The organism is Halorubrum rubrum (assembly GCF_024494685.1).
GTDB classification, from domain to species: Archaea; Halobacteriota; Halobacteria; order Halobacteriales; family Haloferacaceae; genus Halorubrum; species Halorubrum rubrum.
The window spans coordinates 1-15,271 of sequence record NZ_JANHDM010000014.1; the positions used below are offsets into that span (position 1 = coordinate 1).

Annotated in this window: 14 protein-coding genes and 3 pseudogenes; 8 read left to right on the plus strand and 9 right to left on the minus strand. The window is 72.3% G+C overall.

From position 1 onward, the window contains the following. Positions 1-94, plus strand: a pseudogene (locus tag NO889_RS14065) (IS5/IS1182 family transposase); the annotation flags it as partial. A 234-nt stretch (positions 95-328) separates the two neighbouring features. Here NO889_RS14065 and NO889_RS14070 read toward each other — a convergent pair. The 5 genes and pseudogenes from NO889_RS14070 to NO889_RS14090 form a co-directional block, all read right to left on the minus strand. Further along, positions 329-703 (minus strand): annotated as a pseudogene (locus tag NO889_RS14070) (VOC family protein); the annotation flags it as partial. A gap of 128 nt (positions 704-831) precedes the next feature. Then, positions 832-2,322, minus strand: a complete 1,491-nt coding sequence (locus tag NO889_RS14075; protein ID WP_256412860.1) for a small ribosomal subunit Rsm22 family protein — start codon at positions 2,320-2,322, stop codon at positions 832-834. Positions 2,323-2,326: 4 nt separating this feature from the next. Continuing rightward, positions 2,327-3,100, minus strand: coding sequence for a prephenate dehydrogenase/arogenate dehydrogenase family protein (locus tag NO889_RS14080; RefSeq protein ID WP_256412861.1), 774 nt, complete (start codon positions 3,098-3,100; stop codon positions 2,327-2,329). Positions 3,101-3,232: 132 nt separating this feature from the next. Beyond that, on the minus strand, positions 3,233-4,498 hold the full coding sequence (locus tag NO889_RS14085; RefSeq protein ID WP_256412862.1) for an MFS transporter: 1,266 nt from the start codon (positions 4,496-4,498) through the stop codon (positions 3,233-3,235). Positions 4,499-4,572: 74 nt separating this feature from the next. Beyond that, entirely contained in the window at positions 4,573-5,250 is a 678-nt protein-coding gene (locus NO889_RS14090; protein WP_256412863.1) for a DsbA family protein, read from the minus strand. 54 nt (positions 5,251-5,304) lie between these two features. Between NO889_RS14090 and NO889_RS14095 the strand changes: the two genes are divergently transcribed. Further along, entirely contained in the window at positions 5,305-6,294 is a 990-nt protein-coding gene (locus NO889_RS14095; protein ID WP_256412864.1) for a class I SAM-dependent methyltransferase, read from the plus strand. A 67-nt stretch (positions 6,295-6,361) separates the two neighbouring features. Next, positions 6,362-6,649: pseudogene (locus tag NO889_RS14100) on the plus strand (DUF5779 family protein); the annotation flags it as partial. Between the two features lie 26 nt (positions 6,650-6,675). Here NO889_RS14100 and NO889_RS14105 read toward each other — a convergent pair. From NO889_RS14105 to NO889_RS14115, 3 genes are all read right to left on the minus strand, one after another. Continuing rightward, entirely contained in the window at positions 6,676-7,113 is a 438-nt protein-coding gene (locus NO889_RS14105; protein WP_256412866.1) for an RNA-binding protein, read from the minus strand. Positions 7,114-7,128: 15 nt separating this feature from the next. After that, positions 7,129-7,317 (minus strand): DUF1918 domain-containing protein, encoded by a 189-nt coding sequence (locus NO889_RS14110; RefSeq protein ID WP_256412867.1) that lies wholly within the window; start codon positions 7,315-7,317, stop codon positions 7,129-7,131. Positions 7,318-7,436: 119 nt separating this feature from the next. After that, the gene (locus NO889_RS14115; RefSeq protein ID WP_256412868.1) at positions 7,437-8,018 is read right to left on the minus strand and encodes a DUF7524 family protein; all 582 of its coding nucleotides are present in this window, start codon (positions 8,016-8,018) and stop codon (positions 7,437-7,439) included. 136 nt (positions 8,019-8,154) lie between these two features. Here NO889_RS14115 and NO889_RS14120 point away from each other — a divergent pair, with 136 nt between their 5' ends. Together NO889_RS14120 and NO889_RS14125 are read left to right on the plus strand one after the other, a co-directional pair. Further along, positions 8,155-9,063, plus strand: a complete 909-nt coding sequence (locus NO889_RS14120) for a universal stress protein (protein ID WP_256412869.1) — start codon at positions 8,155-8,157, stop codon at positions 9,061-9,063. Between the two features lie 350 nt (positions 9,064-9,413). Continuing rightward, positions 9,414-10,619, plus strand: a complete 1,206-nt coding sequence (locus NO889_RS14125) for a trans-sulfuration enzyme family protein (RefSeq protein WP_256412870.1) — start codon at positions 9,414-9,416, stop codon at positions 10,617-10,619. 32 nt (positions 10,620-10,651) lie between these two features. On the opposite strand, the gene NO889_RS14130 is transcribed toward NO889_RS14125, so the two are convergent. Beyond that, positions 10,652-11,245 carry a nitrous oxide reductase accessory protein NosL gene (locus tag NO889_RS14130; RefSeq protein ID WP_256412871.1) on the minus strand — a complete coding sequence of 198 codons (594 nt, stop codon included), beginning with the start codon at positions 11,243-11,245 and terminating at the stop codon, positions 10,652-10,654. Between the two features lie 106 nt (positions 11,246-11,351). On the opposite strand from NO889_RS14130, the gene NO889_RS14135 reads away from it, so the two are divergent. The 3 genes from NO889_RS14135 to NO889_RS14145 are packed head-to-tail and all read left to right on the plus strand — an operon-like array spanning position 11,352 to position 15,264. Then, a complete protein-coding gene (locus NO889_RS14135) occupies positions 11,352-13,607 on the plus strand; it encodes a right-handed parallel beta-helix repeat-containing protein (protein WP_256412872.1) in 2,256 nt (751 codons plus the stop codon). Continuing rightward, positions 13,604-14,368 carry an ABC transporter ATP-binding protein gene (locus NO889_RS14140; RefSeq protein ID WP_256412873.1) on the plus strand — a complete coding sequence of 255 codons (765 nt, stop codon included), beginning with the start codon at positions 13,604-13,606 and terminating at the stop codon, positions 14,366-14,368. Before NO889_RS14135 ends, NO889_RS14140 begins: the two co-directional genes overlap by 4 nt. Then, complete coding sequence (locus NO889_RS14145; RefSeq protein WP_256412874.1) at positions 14,365-15,264, plus strand: copper ABC transporter permease; 900 nt, start codon at positions 14,365-14,367, stop codon at positions 15,262-15,264. Before NO889_RS14140 ends, NO889_RS14145 begins: the two co-directional genes overlap by 4 nt. Positions 15,265-15,271: the final 7 nt, after the last annotated feature.

Here is a 15,271-nt window from a genome sequence, read left to right on the forward strand (position 1 = left end):
CGCCGTGCGTGCGCGAAGCTGGTGGCTAGAGTTCCGTGAAATGCTGCTGAAAGCCACCGTCTACAACCTTCGCCGCAGCGTCCGATACCCGTAAAATCCGCCGCCGTATACCGAAACTACAGAGCCCTATATAGAATCGCTCGAACGCCTCGATCGAGGTCACCTCGAGGTGGACGTGCCCGACGTTGGTGTCCGCCGGTGCCCCGTCCTCGCCGGCCGCGGCCGCGGCGACGCCCTCGGCGTCGAGCGGTTCGGTGGTCATGTGGACCCGGCCGTCGCCGACCGTCGACCACGACTCGCGGGGGCGGTCGCGGTACACCTCCACCCCGTTGCCCTCCGGGTCGGCGAGGTACAGCGCCTCGCTCACGTCGTGGTCGGACGCGCCGTCGAGCTCCCACCGCTCCCGGATCCGATCCAGGGCGTCGCCGAGCGCGGCGCGGGAGGGCACACGGAACGCCGCGTGGAACAGCCCGGCGTCCGCTCGCCCGCGGTCGGGCGCGTCGGGATCGGCGGTCAGTTCGAGAAGCGGCGTCCCGCCGGCGCCGAGCGTCGCCGTCGTTCCGTTCCGGTCGAGCACGGCGAGCCCGATCACGTCCCGGTAGAAGGCGGTCGTCGAGTCGAGGTCGCCGACGCGGAGCGCGACCCGACCGATCCGCGTCTCCGCGGGAAGCGTCCGGTCGTCGCCGTCCGGTGAGGTGCCCATACCGGTGGACCGGACGGCGCGTGAATCAGGATGTCGATGGGACCGGGGTTCGACCGGTTTCGACCACGGGATCGGTGCGGTGGCCACGAGATCGGTGGGCCACGGAGTCCGGGGCTCCGATCGCTCGGTCAGGGCGCGACGACGTCGACGACGGTCTCGTCGTCCACGACGACGTTGTACGCGCCCTCGTCGTCGTTCCAGAGCACGAGCCCGTTCTCGACGAAGAGGACCGCGCCGTAGTCGGCCCCCCGGAGCCCGTCGTTGAGGACCGTCTCGCGCGTACAGACGAGGTAGTGGTCGACCGACTGGGAGCCGTCGCCGACGCGGTACACCGCGTTCTTCCCGTCGCTCAAATCGTGGCTGAGCTTCACCGCGAGGAGGTTCACCCGGTCCGTGACGTGGGCCTCCGAGTCGGCCATCCGCGCGCAGCGGTCGTCGCTCGCGCGGACGTCGACCCGGCGTTCCCCGTCGGTCCGCAGGATCGAGTAGGCGAACTGGACGTCGACGTTGTGGAACTCGCCCGGCTCGTCGGTCGCCTCGCGGGTGGCCACCTCGTCGAGCCGGCGCTGGAACGGCGGGACCGCGAGGTCGTCGCGGACGTCGAAGGACCACCCGCGGTCGCTCGGGACCGCGTCGGGCCAGAGCCGGAGAGCCGGCGAGTACACCTCGACGGCGCTTTCGGGGCTCGTCACCGCCCGCTCGGCCTCCCGGAGCCCGATCGCGGTCTCGCGGTCCGCGGGCGCGAGCGCGAGGAGGCTCCCGTCGGCCGCGAGCGCGTCGAGGGCGGCCTCGAGGACGGCGATCGGGTCCGCGAGTTCGGAGAGGACGTTCCCGAGGATCACCAGATCGAAGGGCTCCGCGATCGGGGAGTCGCCCGCGGCGACGGCGGACCGGTCGTCCGCCGCGTCCGCCGCGTCCGCCGCGGACGACGCCTCGAGGCCGAACAGCGACTCGGCGGTCGCCCGGTGGATCGTCGAACGGAAGTTCCGGCCGGTCTCCTCGAGCAGTCGATCGAGCACGTCGGCGGCGGCGCTGGGCTCGACCGCGTGGTACTCCACGACCGCGTCCTCGGGGAGGTAGTCGTGGAGGCCGAGGGCCGGGCCGCCGACGCCCGCGCCGACGTCGAGGACGCGGAGCGTCCGGTCCAGCAGGCCGTTCTCGGCGAGGTCGTCGAGGACGTAGCCGATCGCCGCGTAGTAGCCAGGGAGGTGGTAGATCGCGTAGCCGAGCGCGGCGATCCGGTCGTACTCGACGTCGTTGCCGTAGAGGTAGTCGGTCTTGAGCCGGCGGATCGTCTCCCGGAGGTCGTCGCCGGAGTCGCCGACGTGCCAGTTCGCGCCGAACTCCGCGACGAGGAGGTCCTCCAGGGCGAACGCGTACGCCTCGGGGAACGCGTCCGGGGCCCAGCCCGGCGGGCGGACCGGGTCGTCGTCGACGGGGACGAAGCTGCCGTCCTCGCGCTCGCGGAGCCGCAGGTCGAACGCCTCCTCGCGGAGCGCCTCGCGGACGACGGCCGGATGCGGCGTCCCCTCGATGTACTCGGTTATCTCATCGGGGTCGATGGGGCGGACCTGGCGCAGGTAGTTGGCGGTGTCGCGGACCGCCGTTCTGTCGATCATGAGTTCACTCGTGTCGCTCGCGGGGGTCGCGCTCGCCGCGGGCCTCCTCGTACAGCTCGGCGAACCGCTGCGAGTCGGCGTCGGCTATCTCGCGGGCCGCCTCGGCGACGCCGTCAGCGCCCCCGAAGGCGCGCTGTATCTCGGCGTACACCGCGGGCGACCCCTCCGTGACCGTGTCGGCCACGTCGGCGAGCGCCGCGGAGACCGGGGTGTGGAACTCCTCGCGGACCTCCTCGCCGGCGAGTCTCCACGCGAGTACCGCGGCGTGGGCGCCGGCCTGGACCGTCTCCATCGCGCGGTCGTGTTCGGCCGCCGTGGTCTCGAAGACCTCGTTGCCGCCGGCCTCGATCGCCGCGGTGACCGCGGCGATCGCCGGTCCGGGCTCGTCGACGACGGCGGCGACGTTGCCGGGGACCCGCGGCGGCGCGAAGAGCGGGTGGTAGCTCGCGCGCTCGAGGTCGGGGACGTGCTCGCGCATCGCCGCGATCGACCCGGTCATCTCGCCCGAGACGTCGAACATCGCTCGATCGGCCCGCGGCGCGTACGCCGCGACCGCCTCGGGGACCGCCGACATCGGAACGGAGAGACAGACCGCGTCGTGTGTCGTCTCGGCGTCGACGGGGACCGCCTCGGCGTCACGCCCGGCGGCGGCGTCGGCGGCGACGGCGGCGTCGCGATCGGTGAAGGCAACGCTCGCGTCGACCGGCGAGCCCTCGGCTGTGAGGGTGTCCGCCACCCAGCGGCCGATCTCTCCCGCGCCGACGACGAGCACGTCCATTCGTCGTCCGTCCCGATGACCCGCGAGCGCTAAAAAGGCTCGACTCGGTGCTTCGGCTCCGGTCGGGTCCGCCGGGCCGTCCGATCGCGGCAGTCGGGCCGCGACATCGACGCCGTCGACGGGCGGGGACGGTCAGTCGTCACCGGTCGGAGAGGTGGGGGGCGCTCGGGGTGCGACCGCGCGAACGGCCGGGAAGAGCGCCAGCGCGATGGCGAGCTCGAGCCCGCCCACGGCGAGGAAGGCGGTCCGGTAGCCGAACGCGCCGGTCGCGCCGCCGCCGACGAGAAAGCCCGTCAGGAACCCGAGCGAACCGAACACGTTGAACGCCCCCATCGCCGCGCCGCGGGCGGTCGGGTCGACGAGGTCGGTGACGAGCGCCATGGTCGCCGGGGCCATGAGCGCGCCGCAGACGCCGACCAGCACCATCAGCCCGGCCGCGACGGGATAGACGGGCGCGACGCCGACGCCGATCGTGACGATCCCGTACGCGAGCGACCCGACGACGACCGGCGTGAAGCGGCCGATGCGGTCCGACAGCGACCCGAACGGAGACTGTAGCAGCGCGAACGGGACGAAAAACAGCGCGAGCGTCGCGCCGGCCCCGGTCGCCGAGAGCCCGAAGGTGGCCGAGTCTTGGAAGTAGTACACACCGACGAGTGCGAAGAACCCGGCGGTCAGACGGTCGACGAAGCCGAACGCGAAGGGGACGAGGAGTCCGGGGGTCTCGCGGGTGCGGGAGAGCACCTCCCGGAATCCGGGGTCGTCGCCGTCGGCGGCGTAGTCGTCGACGGCGTCGCCGCCGGCTCCCGAACCCGTGACGGCCCCTCCCGCCTTCCGGTCGTCGACTGTCGCCGCGAGTAGCCCCGCGCCGGCGAGGACGACCGCCCCGGCGTATACCGGGTAGAACGCGCCGAGGTCGGCGAGCGCCCCGCCGACGACCGACCCGACCGCCGCGCCGAGGCCGATCGCGAGGCCGGCGGCCCCCATGTTCCGCCCGTTGCCGCCGCCCAAGTCCATCAGCATCGTGATCGCGAGCGAGAACGCGCCGATCGTGAGCGAGCCGCCGACGACGCGGACGAGGAGGGCGGCCGGAAAGCCGAACCCGAGCCGCGGGACCGCGGCGAGCGCGGCGTAGGAGGCGGCCCCGCCGAGCGCGCCGGCCGCGACGAGCGGCACGCGCCGGCCGAGCGCGTCGCTCGCGGCCCCCCAGACCACGGCGAACGTCACGAACGCCGCGAACTCCGCGACGAGGAACCACATCCCGGCGTCGATGCCCGCGGGCGCACCGAGTTCGACCACGAGGTCGGGGACGCCGGGGTAGAGGAGGACCTGCGAGATCAGTACCGCGAGCACGACGGCGACGAGCCGTCGCCGGTCCCCGCGGTCGTCTCCCGTCATCGACTTATAAGACGGGTTGAACCGTCAAAAGACCGACGTTCGTGGGTCCGCCCGGATGACGGCGAGTCGGCCACTCACAGGGCCGACTCGATCGCGTCGATGACCGCCGCAGCCTCGTAGCCGTCGGTCGCCTCGCCGTTCACGAATATCGTCGGCGTTCCGGAGACTCCCATCGACTCGCCCTCGTCGCGGTCGCTCGTCGACGCCTCCTCGTACGCCGAGAACTGGGCGTCGGCGATGGCGGCACAGGGGTCCGCACCGGCCGTCTCCGCGGCGGCTCCGAGCGCCGGTCCGTCGTAGTCGCCCTGCGACTCGTAGGCGGCAGCGGAGAACTCGAAGAAGGCCTCGTCGCCGGCACGGTCGCCGACCCCGCGGGCCGCGCTGGCGACGGGGACCGCCCACGTCTCGTTCACCGGGATCGGGAAGTCCCAGTGCTCGTACCGGATCTCATCGGTGGCGATGAACTCCTCGCGGACGGTCGGGAAGTGCTCGAGCTTGTAGGTCGCGCAGTGCCCGCAGGTGAAGTCCTCGAACGCCCGAACGACCACGTCGGCCTCGGGGTCGCCGAGGGTCGGCCGGTACTCGAGGTCCGGGTCGCTCGGTTCGGTTACCTCACAGTCGTACTCGCCGGTTTCGAGCGTGTTCCCGCCGTCGCCGTCGCCGCCTCCGCCGCTGCCGCCCGTACAGCCGGCAACTCCGATCGCGCCGCCGGCCGCGAGGCCGGAGAGCAGCGCCCGCCGCGTGTGTTCCATGTCGTCGGCTCGGGGTGGGACGCACTTAACCACACCGAGAGCCTCGAACCGGACGTGACTCGACCGTCGACGTACGCACACGCCAGATACCTGGAGGCCAAACGCAGCGTCGACGACCGCGCGCTCCACCGCCCGACGCTCGACCGACTCCGGGAGGCGCTCGCGAACCGCGCCGCCCCCCTCCGCGTCGTCGAGGCCGGCTGTGGCACCGGGACGATGCTCCGGCGGCTCCTCGAACGGGGGGTTCCCGCCGACGAGGTCGTCTACCGCGGGTACGACCTCCGGGAGGACGCGCTCGATCGCGCCGTCGAGGAACTGGAAGCGTGGGCCGACGGCGCGGGGTACGCCGTCGAGCGCGGCGACCCGGAGACGACGCGGACGGTTCGCCTCGACGGTCCCGGCGGTTCGTCCGTGACCGCGGCGTTCGTCGCGGCGGACGCGGTCGAGGTCGCCCGCCGGACGGACGCCGAGTACGACCTGCTCGTCGGCTGCGCGTTCCTCGATATCGTCGATCTCGACCGGGCGCTCGCCCCCCTCCTCGGGTTGGTCCCCGACGGGCTCGCGTACTTCCCGATCACCTTCGACGGGGAGACGTTCCTCTCCCCTCCGCTCGAGGACGGCGGGAGCGTCGACGAGGCGACCGAGCGGGCCGTCCTCGACGTCTACCACGCGACCATGGACGCGGCGGATCGGCCGGGCGGGAGCCGGACCGGACGGGAGCTGTTCGCGGCGCTGCCGGCCGCCGGCGGGGAGGTCGTCGCCGCCGGCGGCTCGGACTGGCTCGTGACGCCCCCGTACCCGGACGACGAGGCGTACTTCCTCCACCACCTCGTCGACGGGATCGAGGGGGTGGTCCGGGAGGCGGTCGCGGAGAGCGACGGTGAACGCGTCGATGGCGACGCCAACGGGGCCGCCGCACGGCTCTCGCCCGACCGAGTCTCGGCGTGGGCCGACGCGAGACACCGCGCGGTCGCGGCCGGGCGGCTGACCTTCGGCGCGCACAACCTCGACGTGCTCGCGCGCGTCGGGTCGAACGACGGATAGCGGACGCGGAACGGAGCGTCCCGCGCTCCGCCCGAACGCTTTTGCCGGCGTGAGTCGACGCTGGAGTATGAGCGACTGGGATCTCGACTTACGCGACGCCGAAGAGCAGATGGACGAGGCGTTCGCCGACGCCGGCGACGTCGTCCTCGGCGTCCTCGACGGAACGACCGACCCGGAGACGTGGATCCGCAGCGTCGACTACGGCAACACGCTCGTGTTGTCCGTCGAGGGGGACCTCAACGAGCTGGCGGCCGGCTTCGCTCGCGAGATCAAGGACATGGGCGGCGAGCTGATGCACTTCCGCGGGTTCCTGATCGTCTCGCCGCCCGGAACGGGGATCGACACGGAGCGGCTGGACGGGTAGTCCGCACGAAACCGCCGCTACGACGCGTCCGCGAGCCGGGAGAGCGTCTCGCGGGCGTTCTCGACGGCGGCCTCCTTCTTCGCCGGATACGCCTCGACTTTCGCCCGGACGGTGATTCCGGGGCCGAGCCGGACCTCGCCGCGGAACGCCGCCTGTTTGTCCAGCCGCATGAACAGCGCGCAGTTGTCGTCGACCCGCTGATCGAGCTCCGCGAGCACGCGGTCGAGGTCGTCGAGCTCGGCGATCCGGTCGAGCACGTGGCGCATCCCGTCGGCGCGCTCGATCCGCGCGGAGAGGACCACGATCCGGTCGCCGTGGTGGCCCACGTTCTCGACGCGGTCGAGTTCGGCGTCCTCGGGGAGCAGCGATCGGAGCGCCTCCTCGACGCGCTTCTCGTCCTCGGTCGCGTACGAGAACGCCCGGAGGTCGACGTAGTGGAACGGGACTGCGGGCACGGGCGGAAGAAGGGGTTACTCCTCGCTCTCGACGGCCTCGAGCGACCCCTCGGGGACGCCCGTCTCCTGGCCGTCCTCGAAGCTCACGGTGTAGGTCGCGTCGCCGAACATCGTCTCCATCACCTGCGTGATCCGCCCGGCCTCGCCGTCGTACTCGCTGTGTTTGTCGTGGAGAACGACCTCGTCTTCCTTCTCGAAGCTCATGTCTCCCGGTTCCGCCGGGACGCTTAAAAGCGCGCGGATCCGGCCCGAGCGGCGGTCCGTCGGACGGTCGCCGCGGCACCCGCGCCGCGCCGGCGCCCCCACCGCGGCGGTGCGGGTCCTCACCACAGCAGGTACAGCGTGGCCGCGAGCGTCACCGCGAGGACGACCCCGACGGCGAGGAAGACCAGCACGCTGTCGATCGCGACCGCGGCGGCGACTCCGAGCGCGACCGCGAGGAACGAGACGAGAAGCGCCGGCACGCCGCCACGCTCCACGGCCCGCTCCAGCCCGGCGACGAGCCGGGTCGGCCACGGCGGTGTAGGAGTGCGTTCGGGTGGCTTCGAGAGCCGCTCGTCGACGACGACCTCGTCGGGAGCCACCTCCGGCGGCGGCTCGATCCGCACGTCGACGTACGCCGTGTTCGAGCCGTACCCCGTCACGACCTTCAGCTTCCCGCGGACGGGGCCGTCTATCTCGGCGATCGAGACGTGGACGCGCTTGACCGCGTCGTCCTCGACGTAGTGGTTCACCGCGGCGAGCGAGGCGACCCGATCGAGGTCGTCGTCGAGGTGGAGGTGGACGTGCGTCGATCGGCCGCGATTCGCGAGCTCGATCGAGAACGGGGCGGTCGTGGCGAACCGGTCAGGGGCGCTGATCGAGTGGACTTCGTCCCCGTTCAGTTCGACGGCGAGGGTCGACACGCATGGTACCTCACGCCGCGGTCAAAAAAAGATTCAGTATGATCCGGGCCGGGATGGACCGATGCGAAGTCGCATCCGGGCCGGGATGGACCGATGCGAACGCATTAGCCACCGGGGGTCCTACCTCGAGAGACACATGTACGACGACCTCCTGCTGCCGTTCGACGGGAGCGACGGAGCCGCCGACGTTCTCGGGCACGCCGCCGACATCGCGGGTGCTACCGACGCGACGGTTCACGTCCTGTTCGTCGCCGACACCGCCCGCGACAGCGTCACGGTGATCGAGGGCCGGACCGTCGACGTGCTCGAAGAGCGGGGCGAACGCCTCGTCTCGGAGGCGACCGAGGCGCTCGAGGCCGCGGGCGTCGACCACGACGCCACGGTCCGTCAGGGGAACCCCGCGCCGACCATCGTCGACCACGCCGAACGGGAGGGACACGACCTGATCGTGATGCCGACGCGCGGCCGCGAGGGGCTCTCCCGACACCTCCTCGGGAGCGTGGCGGAGAAGGTGGTCCGGCACTCGACGGTCCCGGTGCTCACGACCCGGATGCGCCCGGACGAGCGGCGCGTCTTCCCGTACGAGCGGATCCTGATCCCGACCGACGGGAGCGCCGGCGCGGCCGCCGGGGTCGAACACGGCCTCGCGCTCGCGGCCGCGCTCGACGCGACCGTCCACGGCCTGACGGTCGTCGACGACGAGGGGTTCGATCCGCTCTCGGGACTCCTCAGCGAGGGCGTGGACGACGAGGACGACGCGGACGCCCCCGCCAGCGTCGTCGACGGGAAGGCGGCCGCGAACGCCGCCCTCGACGACCTGGTCGACGCGGCCGAGCGCCACGGGGTCGCGGAGTTCGGTCGACACGTCGAACGCGGGGACCCCGTGGAGACCATCGTCGACGCCGTCGCCGAACTCGACGCCCACGCGGTCGTGATGGGCGCGACCGGGGACCACGGCGACGAGCGGGTCCTGCTCGGGAGCGTTGCGGAGCGGACGGTCCGAACCGCCCCCGTCCCGGTGATCACCGTCCGAGACGGGACGTAAATGGACCGAGCCGACTCGGCAGTACCGGACGCGTTCTAGCTGAATCGGTGCGCTGAGCCCCGTTCTCACCACACGAGCGAAGCGAGCAGGAGCGTCTTTCGGAGGTCCCCGAGGCTGGGGCGTTGGCCGTGTTCACCGCGCCGGCGACGATTCCCGTTCCGTCCACCCCGATCACCACCGAAACAGCGGTACTATCAGCGCTCGGCATCGACTGGATTCGGACGGAACGTGTCCGGAGGGTGGGGAGATTCCAGCGGAGTCGGGGCGGACGGAAACGTCGACGGGAGGGCCGGACGAGTTCGAGGCCCCTCGTCGCGGAAGTTTATCACACCTGGGCGACAGTCGGATCCATGACCGACGAGCGAGGTGGCGAGTCGAACCGCGGACGGAGCGCCGACGAGCGGGACTTCGAGACGAGGGAGGTCCACGCGAGCGCGAGAACCGACCAGTACGGCGCGCTCGCGACGCCGATATACGCCAACTCGACGTACGAGTACGACACGATGGAGGGGCCCCGCGGCGGCCACCGCTACTCGCGGATCTCGGGGCCGACGCGGGGCGAACTCGAGGCGGCGTTCGCCGACCTCGAGAACGCGAGCCACGCGAGCGCGTTCGCCAGCGGCATGGCCGCCATCGACGCGGTGTGTTCGCTCCTGGTCGCCGGTGACCACGTCGTGGTGGGCGAGAGCGTCTACGCCGAGACCCACGAGCTTCTGACCCGCGTGTACGCCGACTACGGCGTCGAGACGACCGTCGTCGACTCGACCGACCCCGACGCGATCGCCGACGCCATGCGACCGGAGACCGCGATGGTGTACGCCGAGACGCCGACGAACCCGACGCTCCGCGTCGTCGACCTCGAGGCGACCGCCGCCGCCGTCGACGCTCACGACGGGGACCCCCTGCTGGTCGTCGACAACACCTTCGCGTCGCCGTACCTCCAGCGGCCGCTCGAGTACGGGGCCGACCTGGTGGTCGAGTCGCTCACGAAGTACGTCGGGGGCCACTCCGACCTCGTCGCCGGCGCGGTCGCCACCCGCGACGACGACCTCGCCGAGGAGATCGCCTACTACCAGTACCTCCGCGGCGGCACGCCCGGTCCCTTCGCGTGCTTCCTGGCGCTCCGCGGGATGAAGACGCTCTCGGCGCGGATGGAGCGACACTGTCGGAACGCGACGGCGATAGCGGCGCTCTGTGACGGCCACGACGCCGTCGAGCGGGTGTACTATCCGGGTCTGACGTCACACCCGAACCACGCGGTCGCCCGCGAGCAGATGGCCGACTTCGGCGGCATGGTGAGCGTCGCGCTCGCGGGCGGGCGGGAGGCCGCGGCCGCCTTCGCCGCCGACCTCGACGTGTTCGTCCTCGCGGAGAGCCTCGGCGGCGTCGAGAGCCTCGCGGAGCACCCGGCGACGATGACCCACCAGGACTTCTCGCGGGACGAGTTGGAGCGGGCGGGGATCCCGCCCGGACTCGTCCGACTGAGCGTCGGCACGGAGGGCCGCGACGACCTGCTCCGCGACGTCGAGGGCTCGCTCGCCGCGATCGGCGAGTGAAGGCGTCGGCGGCCACGGAGGGCCGGCCCGCCCTACAATCCCTCGAGCGTTCCCCGGTCGACGGCCTCCGCGTCCATCGGCTCGCCGCCGTACTCGGCGACGAACGACTCGACGTCCGACTCCTCGCTGAATGGGATCAGCCCCGGCCCCATCGACCCGATCACGTCGCTTCCGGCGACCACCGTGAGTTCGGTCGTCCGCGCGAACGCCGAGGACTCGACGTGCGAGGAGAACATGACGTCCGACCCCTCCTCGAAGACCTCCTGGTCGACGATCGAGTAGTCCGTAAGGAAGGTCACGAGCGGGTCTCGACCGCCGTCCTCGGCGTCGAACCGGTAGGTGTAGGTACAGACGCTGCTACAGAACTGCGCCGGCCTGCCCCCCTCGGGCTCGTCGTCCGCGAAGTGGACCTGTCCGACCGGACCGGGGTGGTCCCGGATGATCATCCCGCACTGGTCACAGGCCCGTTCGCCGTCGAGCGAGATCGGCGAGATCGACGCCTCGCCGTCCCCGCCCGCCCCGCCGCCGAGACACCCGGCCAGCGCCAGCGGGACTCCGCTCGCGATCCCGCCCAATACCCGCCGCCGCGACCGCGGAACCGCCGTCGATCCGTCGTGCGTGTTCATCGACTAAACGTTCGAATTCAGTCGTCTTAGCCCCTCGGGACGGATCCGGACGATCGTTCGAGGAACGAACCAGATAGGCTATACGCCGGGAGATCGAACCGGCAACGTGGCGCTCTTCGACCCCTACGGCGATCGGTTCGGACGGCTCCTCGTCGCGGTCGCGGTCCTCGCGGTCCTCGCCGGGGTCGCGACCGCCGGCGCGTACGCGGCGGACCCCTCGACGGCGACCCCCGACCCCGTCGCATACGACGACACCGTCGAGCTCGGGATCTCCTCCGAGACCGACGAGCTGATGGCGGGATCGGCGCGGGTACCCGGCGTCCAGGTCTTCTACTCGCAGCTCCAGTACGTGGTCGGCTACAACGGGGTCGAGTCGTTCGCGGCGACGCTCGACGACGGGAGGACCGAACGCCAGTTCGGCTACCCGCTCGTCGTCTACGTCGAGACGTTCGACGGGGGTGCCCCCGGCGTGACCGACGACGGGCTCTTCGAGGCCGAGCGGTCGACCGACTGGGTGGCCGCGGACGAGGCGGCCTACGTCGTCGGGAGCGCGGCCCGAAGCCCGGCGGGCGAGACGGTCGTTCCCTTCGCGGACCGCGCGAACGCCGAGCGGTTCGCCGCCGAACACGGCGGGAGCGTCCTCGACTGGGGGGCCGTCCGGGACCGATCGTTCAGCGTCGACTCGGCGGCGACCGTTCGTTCGATGGCCCCGGCTCGCTGGAGCGAAGCCGACGAGCGAGTCGCCGACGCGACCGCGAAGGGGCGTTCCGGCGACGAGAGTGTCGGGCGCGACACCGACGGAGACGGGGACGATGGGGACGAGCGCAGCGGGGGAGAGGCGGACGAGATCGTCGTCAGCGAGGACGCGCCGACGATCGACGCGGCGGTGGCGGCCGCGCCGCCGAACGGGACCGTCGTCGTCCCGGCGGGCACCTACGAGGAGACGGTCACGGTGAACGAGTCGGTGACGATCGCGGGCGACGGGGCTCGCGTCCGCGGCGACGGGAACGGCTCCGTGATCGCGGTCCGCGCGCCGAACGTGACCCTCTCCGGACTGTCGATCGACGGCGTGGGGAACCGGACGCGCGACCCCGAGGCCGCACGCGAGGCGGCCGAGGAGGGCGAAACCTGGGACACCAACATCCAGCTCGGGTACGGCCACGGCGACGCGGGGGTCCTCGCCGTCGACGCGCCCGGCCTCCTCGTCGACGACGTCGCGGTCGAGACGAACGCGAGCGGCGTGCTCCTGCGGGAGGGCTCCGACGCGGTGATCCGCGACCTCCGCGTCGACGGCAGCGACGACTGGCGCGACGGGTTCATGGGCGTCACCGGGATCGAGTCGCGGGTGACCGTGACCGACAGCCGGTTCGACGGCGGCCGCGACGGCGTCTACCTCCACCGCGCCGACGGCTCCGTGATCCGGAACTCGACGTTCGTCGGGAACCGGTACGGGACCCACCTCATGTACACCGGCGACGCCCTGATCGCGGACAACGCCTTTCGGAACGCCGAGTTCGGCGGGATAACGGTGATGACCCGACCCTCCGGGAACGCGATCGTCGGCAACGACGTCCGCGACTCCGGCGCGGGGATCCAGGCGTCCGGCACGCGCTCGTACGTCGGCTACAACACCCTCGCGGACAACGGGCTCGGCTTCTCGACCAGCTCACGCGGGTCGCTGTACGAGCGCAACGTCGCCGTCGAGAACGAGGTGGGCGCGCACGCGACCACGGTCGTCCCCTCGAGCCGGGTCGTCGCGAACGACTTCGTCGGTAACGACCGCCACGCGGAGGCCGGTCCGGGCGCACTGCGGATCTGGGCCGACGGCGACCGCGGGAACTACTGGGAGGGCGCGAACGTCGGGCTCCACGACCCCGGCGAGCGGGCGTACCGCCCGACCGCCCCGGTCGACGCCGCGCTCCACCGCGAGACGGCCGCGGCGGCGGTTCGGGAGTCGCCCGCGGCAGCCCTCCTCGACCGGCTCTACGGGACGGTCCCCGGCGCGCGATCCGGGAGCATCGTCGACCCCTCGCCGGCCTCGGAGCCGTACGCGCCCGAGCGTGTCGACGCCGCGGAGTCGGATTCGGAGCCGATCCACCCCGACTGGCGGCGCGCGCTCGGCGGCGCGGATCCGCGAACCGAGGCGACCGCCGAGGACTCGACGACCGCCGAGGACCCGACGACCGCATCGACCGGCGACACGACCACATCCATCGACACGATGAACGCACGCAAACGGGACGCGACGGACGAGACGGCGAGTCGGGAGACTGGAAGCCAGGAGACGGGAAGCCGGGAGACGGGAAGCCGGGAACCGACCGAGGGGTCGCGCCGCTCCGCGGGGGCGGAGGCTCGCCGATGAGCGACGATCCGCTCGCGGAGCTGTCGGACGTCGCACGGACCTACGGCGGCGTGGCGGTCCTGGAGGAGGTCTCACTCGCCGTCCGACCCGGCGTGACCGCCGTGATCGGGCCGAACGGGTCGGGGAAGTCGACCCTGCTCGGCGTCCTCGCCGGCGCGGTCGAGCCGACCGACGGACGCGCACGATACGCCGGGCCGGACGTCGACAGGCCGATCGGGTACCTCCCGCAGCGCGTCCCGTTCCGCGAGGAGTTCAGCGCGCGCGAGACGCTCGCGTTCTACGCCCGCCTCGCGGGCGGCGATCCCGACGAGGCGCTCGAGCGGGTCGGACTCTCCGACGCGGCCCACCGGCGGGTCGGCGCGCTCTCCGGCGGCATGCGCCGGCTGCTCGGCATCGCCCAGGCCACGGTCGGCGATCCGCCGCTCGTCGTGCTCGACGAGCCGACGAGCGGGCTCGATCCTGGGATGCGTCGGCGGGCGTTCCGGACCGCGGCCGACGCCTCCGGAGCCGACACCGCCGTCGTGGTCAGTTCGCACGACCTCGACCTCGCGGACGAGCACGCCGACCGCGTCGTCGTCCTCGACCGCGGGCACGTCGCCGCGGCGGGTCCGCGGGAGCGGCTGTGTACGGAACACGGCGTCGACGACGTGGCCGGGCTCTACCGGGCGGTCGTCGCCGGAGCCGGCGTCGGACGCGTCTCCGGCGACGCCGACCGCGACGAGCCGAGCGCGGTCCACGTGACGGGGGTGTCTGATCGATGACGGGTCCCGGAGCGGTGACGGGTCCCGGAGCGGTCCGGGCCCGCGCCGGCGCGGTCGCCACGGTGTTCCGCCGCGAACTGGCGACGGTCCTCCGAACGCCGGGGTACGGCGTCCTCGCGGTCGGGCTGTTCGCCATCCTGGGAGGTACCCTCGCCGTCGGCGGCGGGGGCAGTACCGGGTTCGTCCCCGCGGTCGTCGACCTGCTTCTCGTGACCGAGGTCGTGGTGCCGCTCGTCGCGTTCGTGGTCGGGTACCGCGCGCTGCTCACCGACGCGGGAAGCGGCGAGCTCGCGGTGATCCGGACGTATCCCGTGGGCGTCGGCGGCTACGTCGCCGGCGTGGTTCTCGCGCGCGCGCTCGCGTTCCTGGCGATCGTCGTCGTTCCGTACGCGCTGATCGGCGGGATCGTCTGGGCGACCGCCGCCCCCGACACCGGGATCTTCGCGACCCACTCCGGCGTCGACTCCCCGCTCCTGTACCTCCGCTTTCTCGGACTGATAGGTCCGTTCGGTGCGGCCTACCTCTCCGTCGCAACCGCCGTCTCGGCGGTCGCCTCGAGCCGGCGCGGCGCGGTCGCGATCGCGGTCCTCGCGCTCGTCGCCGGCGTCCTCGGCGGCGACCTCGCGATCCTGCGGTCGCTGGCGAGCGGGACCTCCCCGTCGGCGATCCCCGGACTGCTCGCTTCCACCCCGAACGGCGCGTTCCGCGGGCTCGTCTTCGAGACGGTTGTCGGCGTCACGTTCGCGCCGGCCGGCGGATTCGTCGACGTCGGCCGAGCGGTCGGGTCGCTTCTGGCCTGGATCGCCGGCGGAGTCGCCGTCTCGACCGCGACGCTCGCGTACGGCGACCGGTTGGACGTCCTTCTCGAGGGCGTTCGAGCGCGGTTCGTCGAGTGACGCCCCG

Excerpts from the sequence above, each read along its gene's own strand:
- NO889_RS14075 (WP_256412860.1), bottom strand. The coding sequence starts at position 2,322 with ATGATCGACAGAACGGCGGTCCGCGACACCGCCAACTACCTGCGCCAG.
- NO889_RS14080 (WP_256412861.1), bottom strand. The coding sequence starts at position 3,100 with ATGGACGTGCTCGTCGTCGGCGCGGGAGAGATCGGCCGCTGGGTGGCG.
- NO889_RS14085 (WP_256412862.1), bottom strand. The coding sequence starts at position 4,498 with ATGACGGGAGACGACCGCGGGGACCGGCGACGGCTCGTCGCCGTCGTG.
- NO889_RS14090 (WP_256412863.1), bottom strand. The coding sequence starts at position 5,250 with ATGGAACACACGCGGCGGGCGCTGCTCTCCGGCCTCGCGGCCGGCGGC.
- NO889_RS14110 (WP_256412867.1), bottom strand. The coding sequence starts at position 7,317 with ATGAGCTTCGAGAAGGAAGACGAGGTCGTTCTCCACGACAAACACAGC.
- NO889_RS14120 (WP_256412869.1), top strand. The coding sequence starts at position 8,155 with ATGTACGACGACCTCCTGCTGCCGTTCGACGGGAGCGACGGAGCCGCC.
- NO889_RS14125 (WP_256412870.1), top strand. The coding sequence starts at position 9,414 with ATGACCGACGAGCGAGGTGGCGAGTCGAACCGCGGACGGAGCGCCGAC.
- NO889_RS14130 (WP_256412871.1), bottom strand. The coding sequence starts at position 11,245 with ATGAACACGCACGACGGATCGACGGCGGTTCCGCGGTCGCGGCGGCGG.
- NO889_RS14140 (WP_256412873.1), top strand. The coding sequence starts at position 13,604 with ATGAGCGACGATCCGCTCGCGGAGCTGTCGGACGTCGCACGGACCTAC.
- NO889_RS14145 (WP_256412874.1), top strand. The coding sequence starts at position 14,365 with ATGACGGGTCCCGGAGCGGTGACGGGTCCCGGAGCGGTCCGGGCCCGC.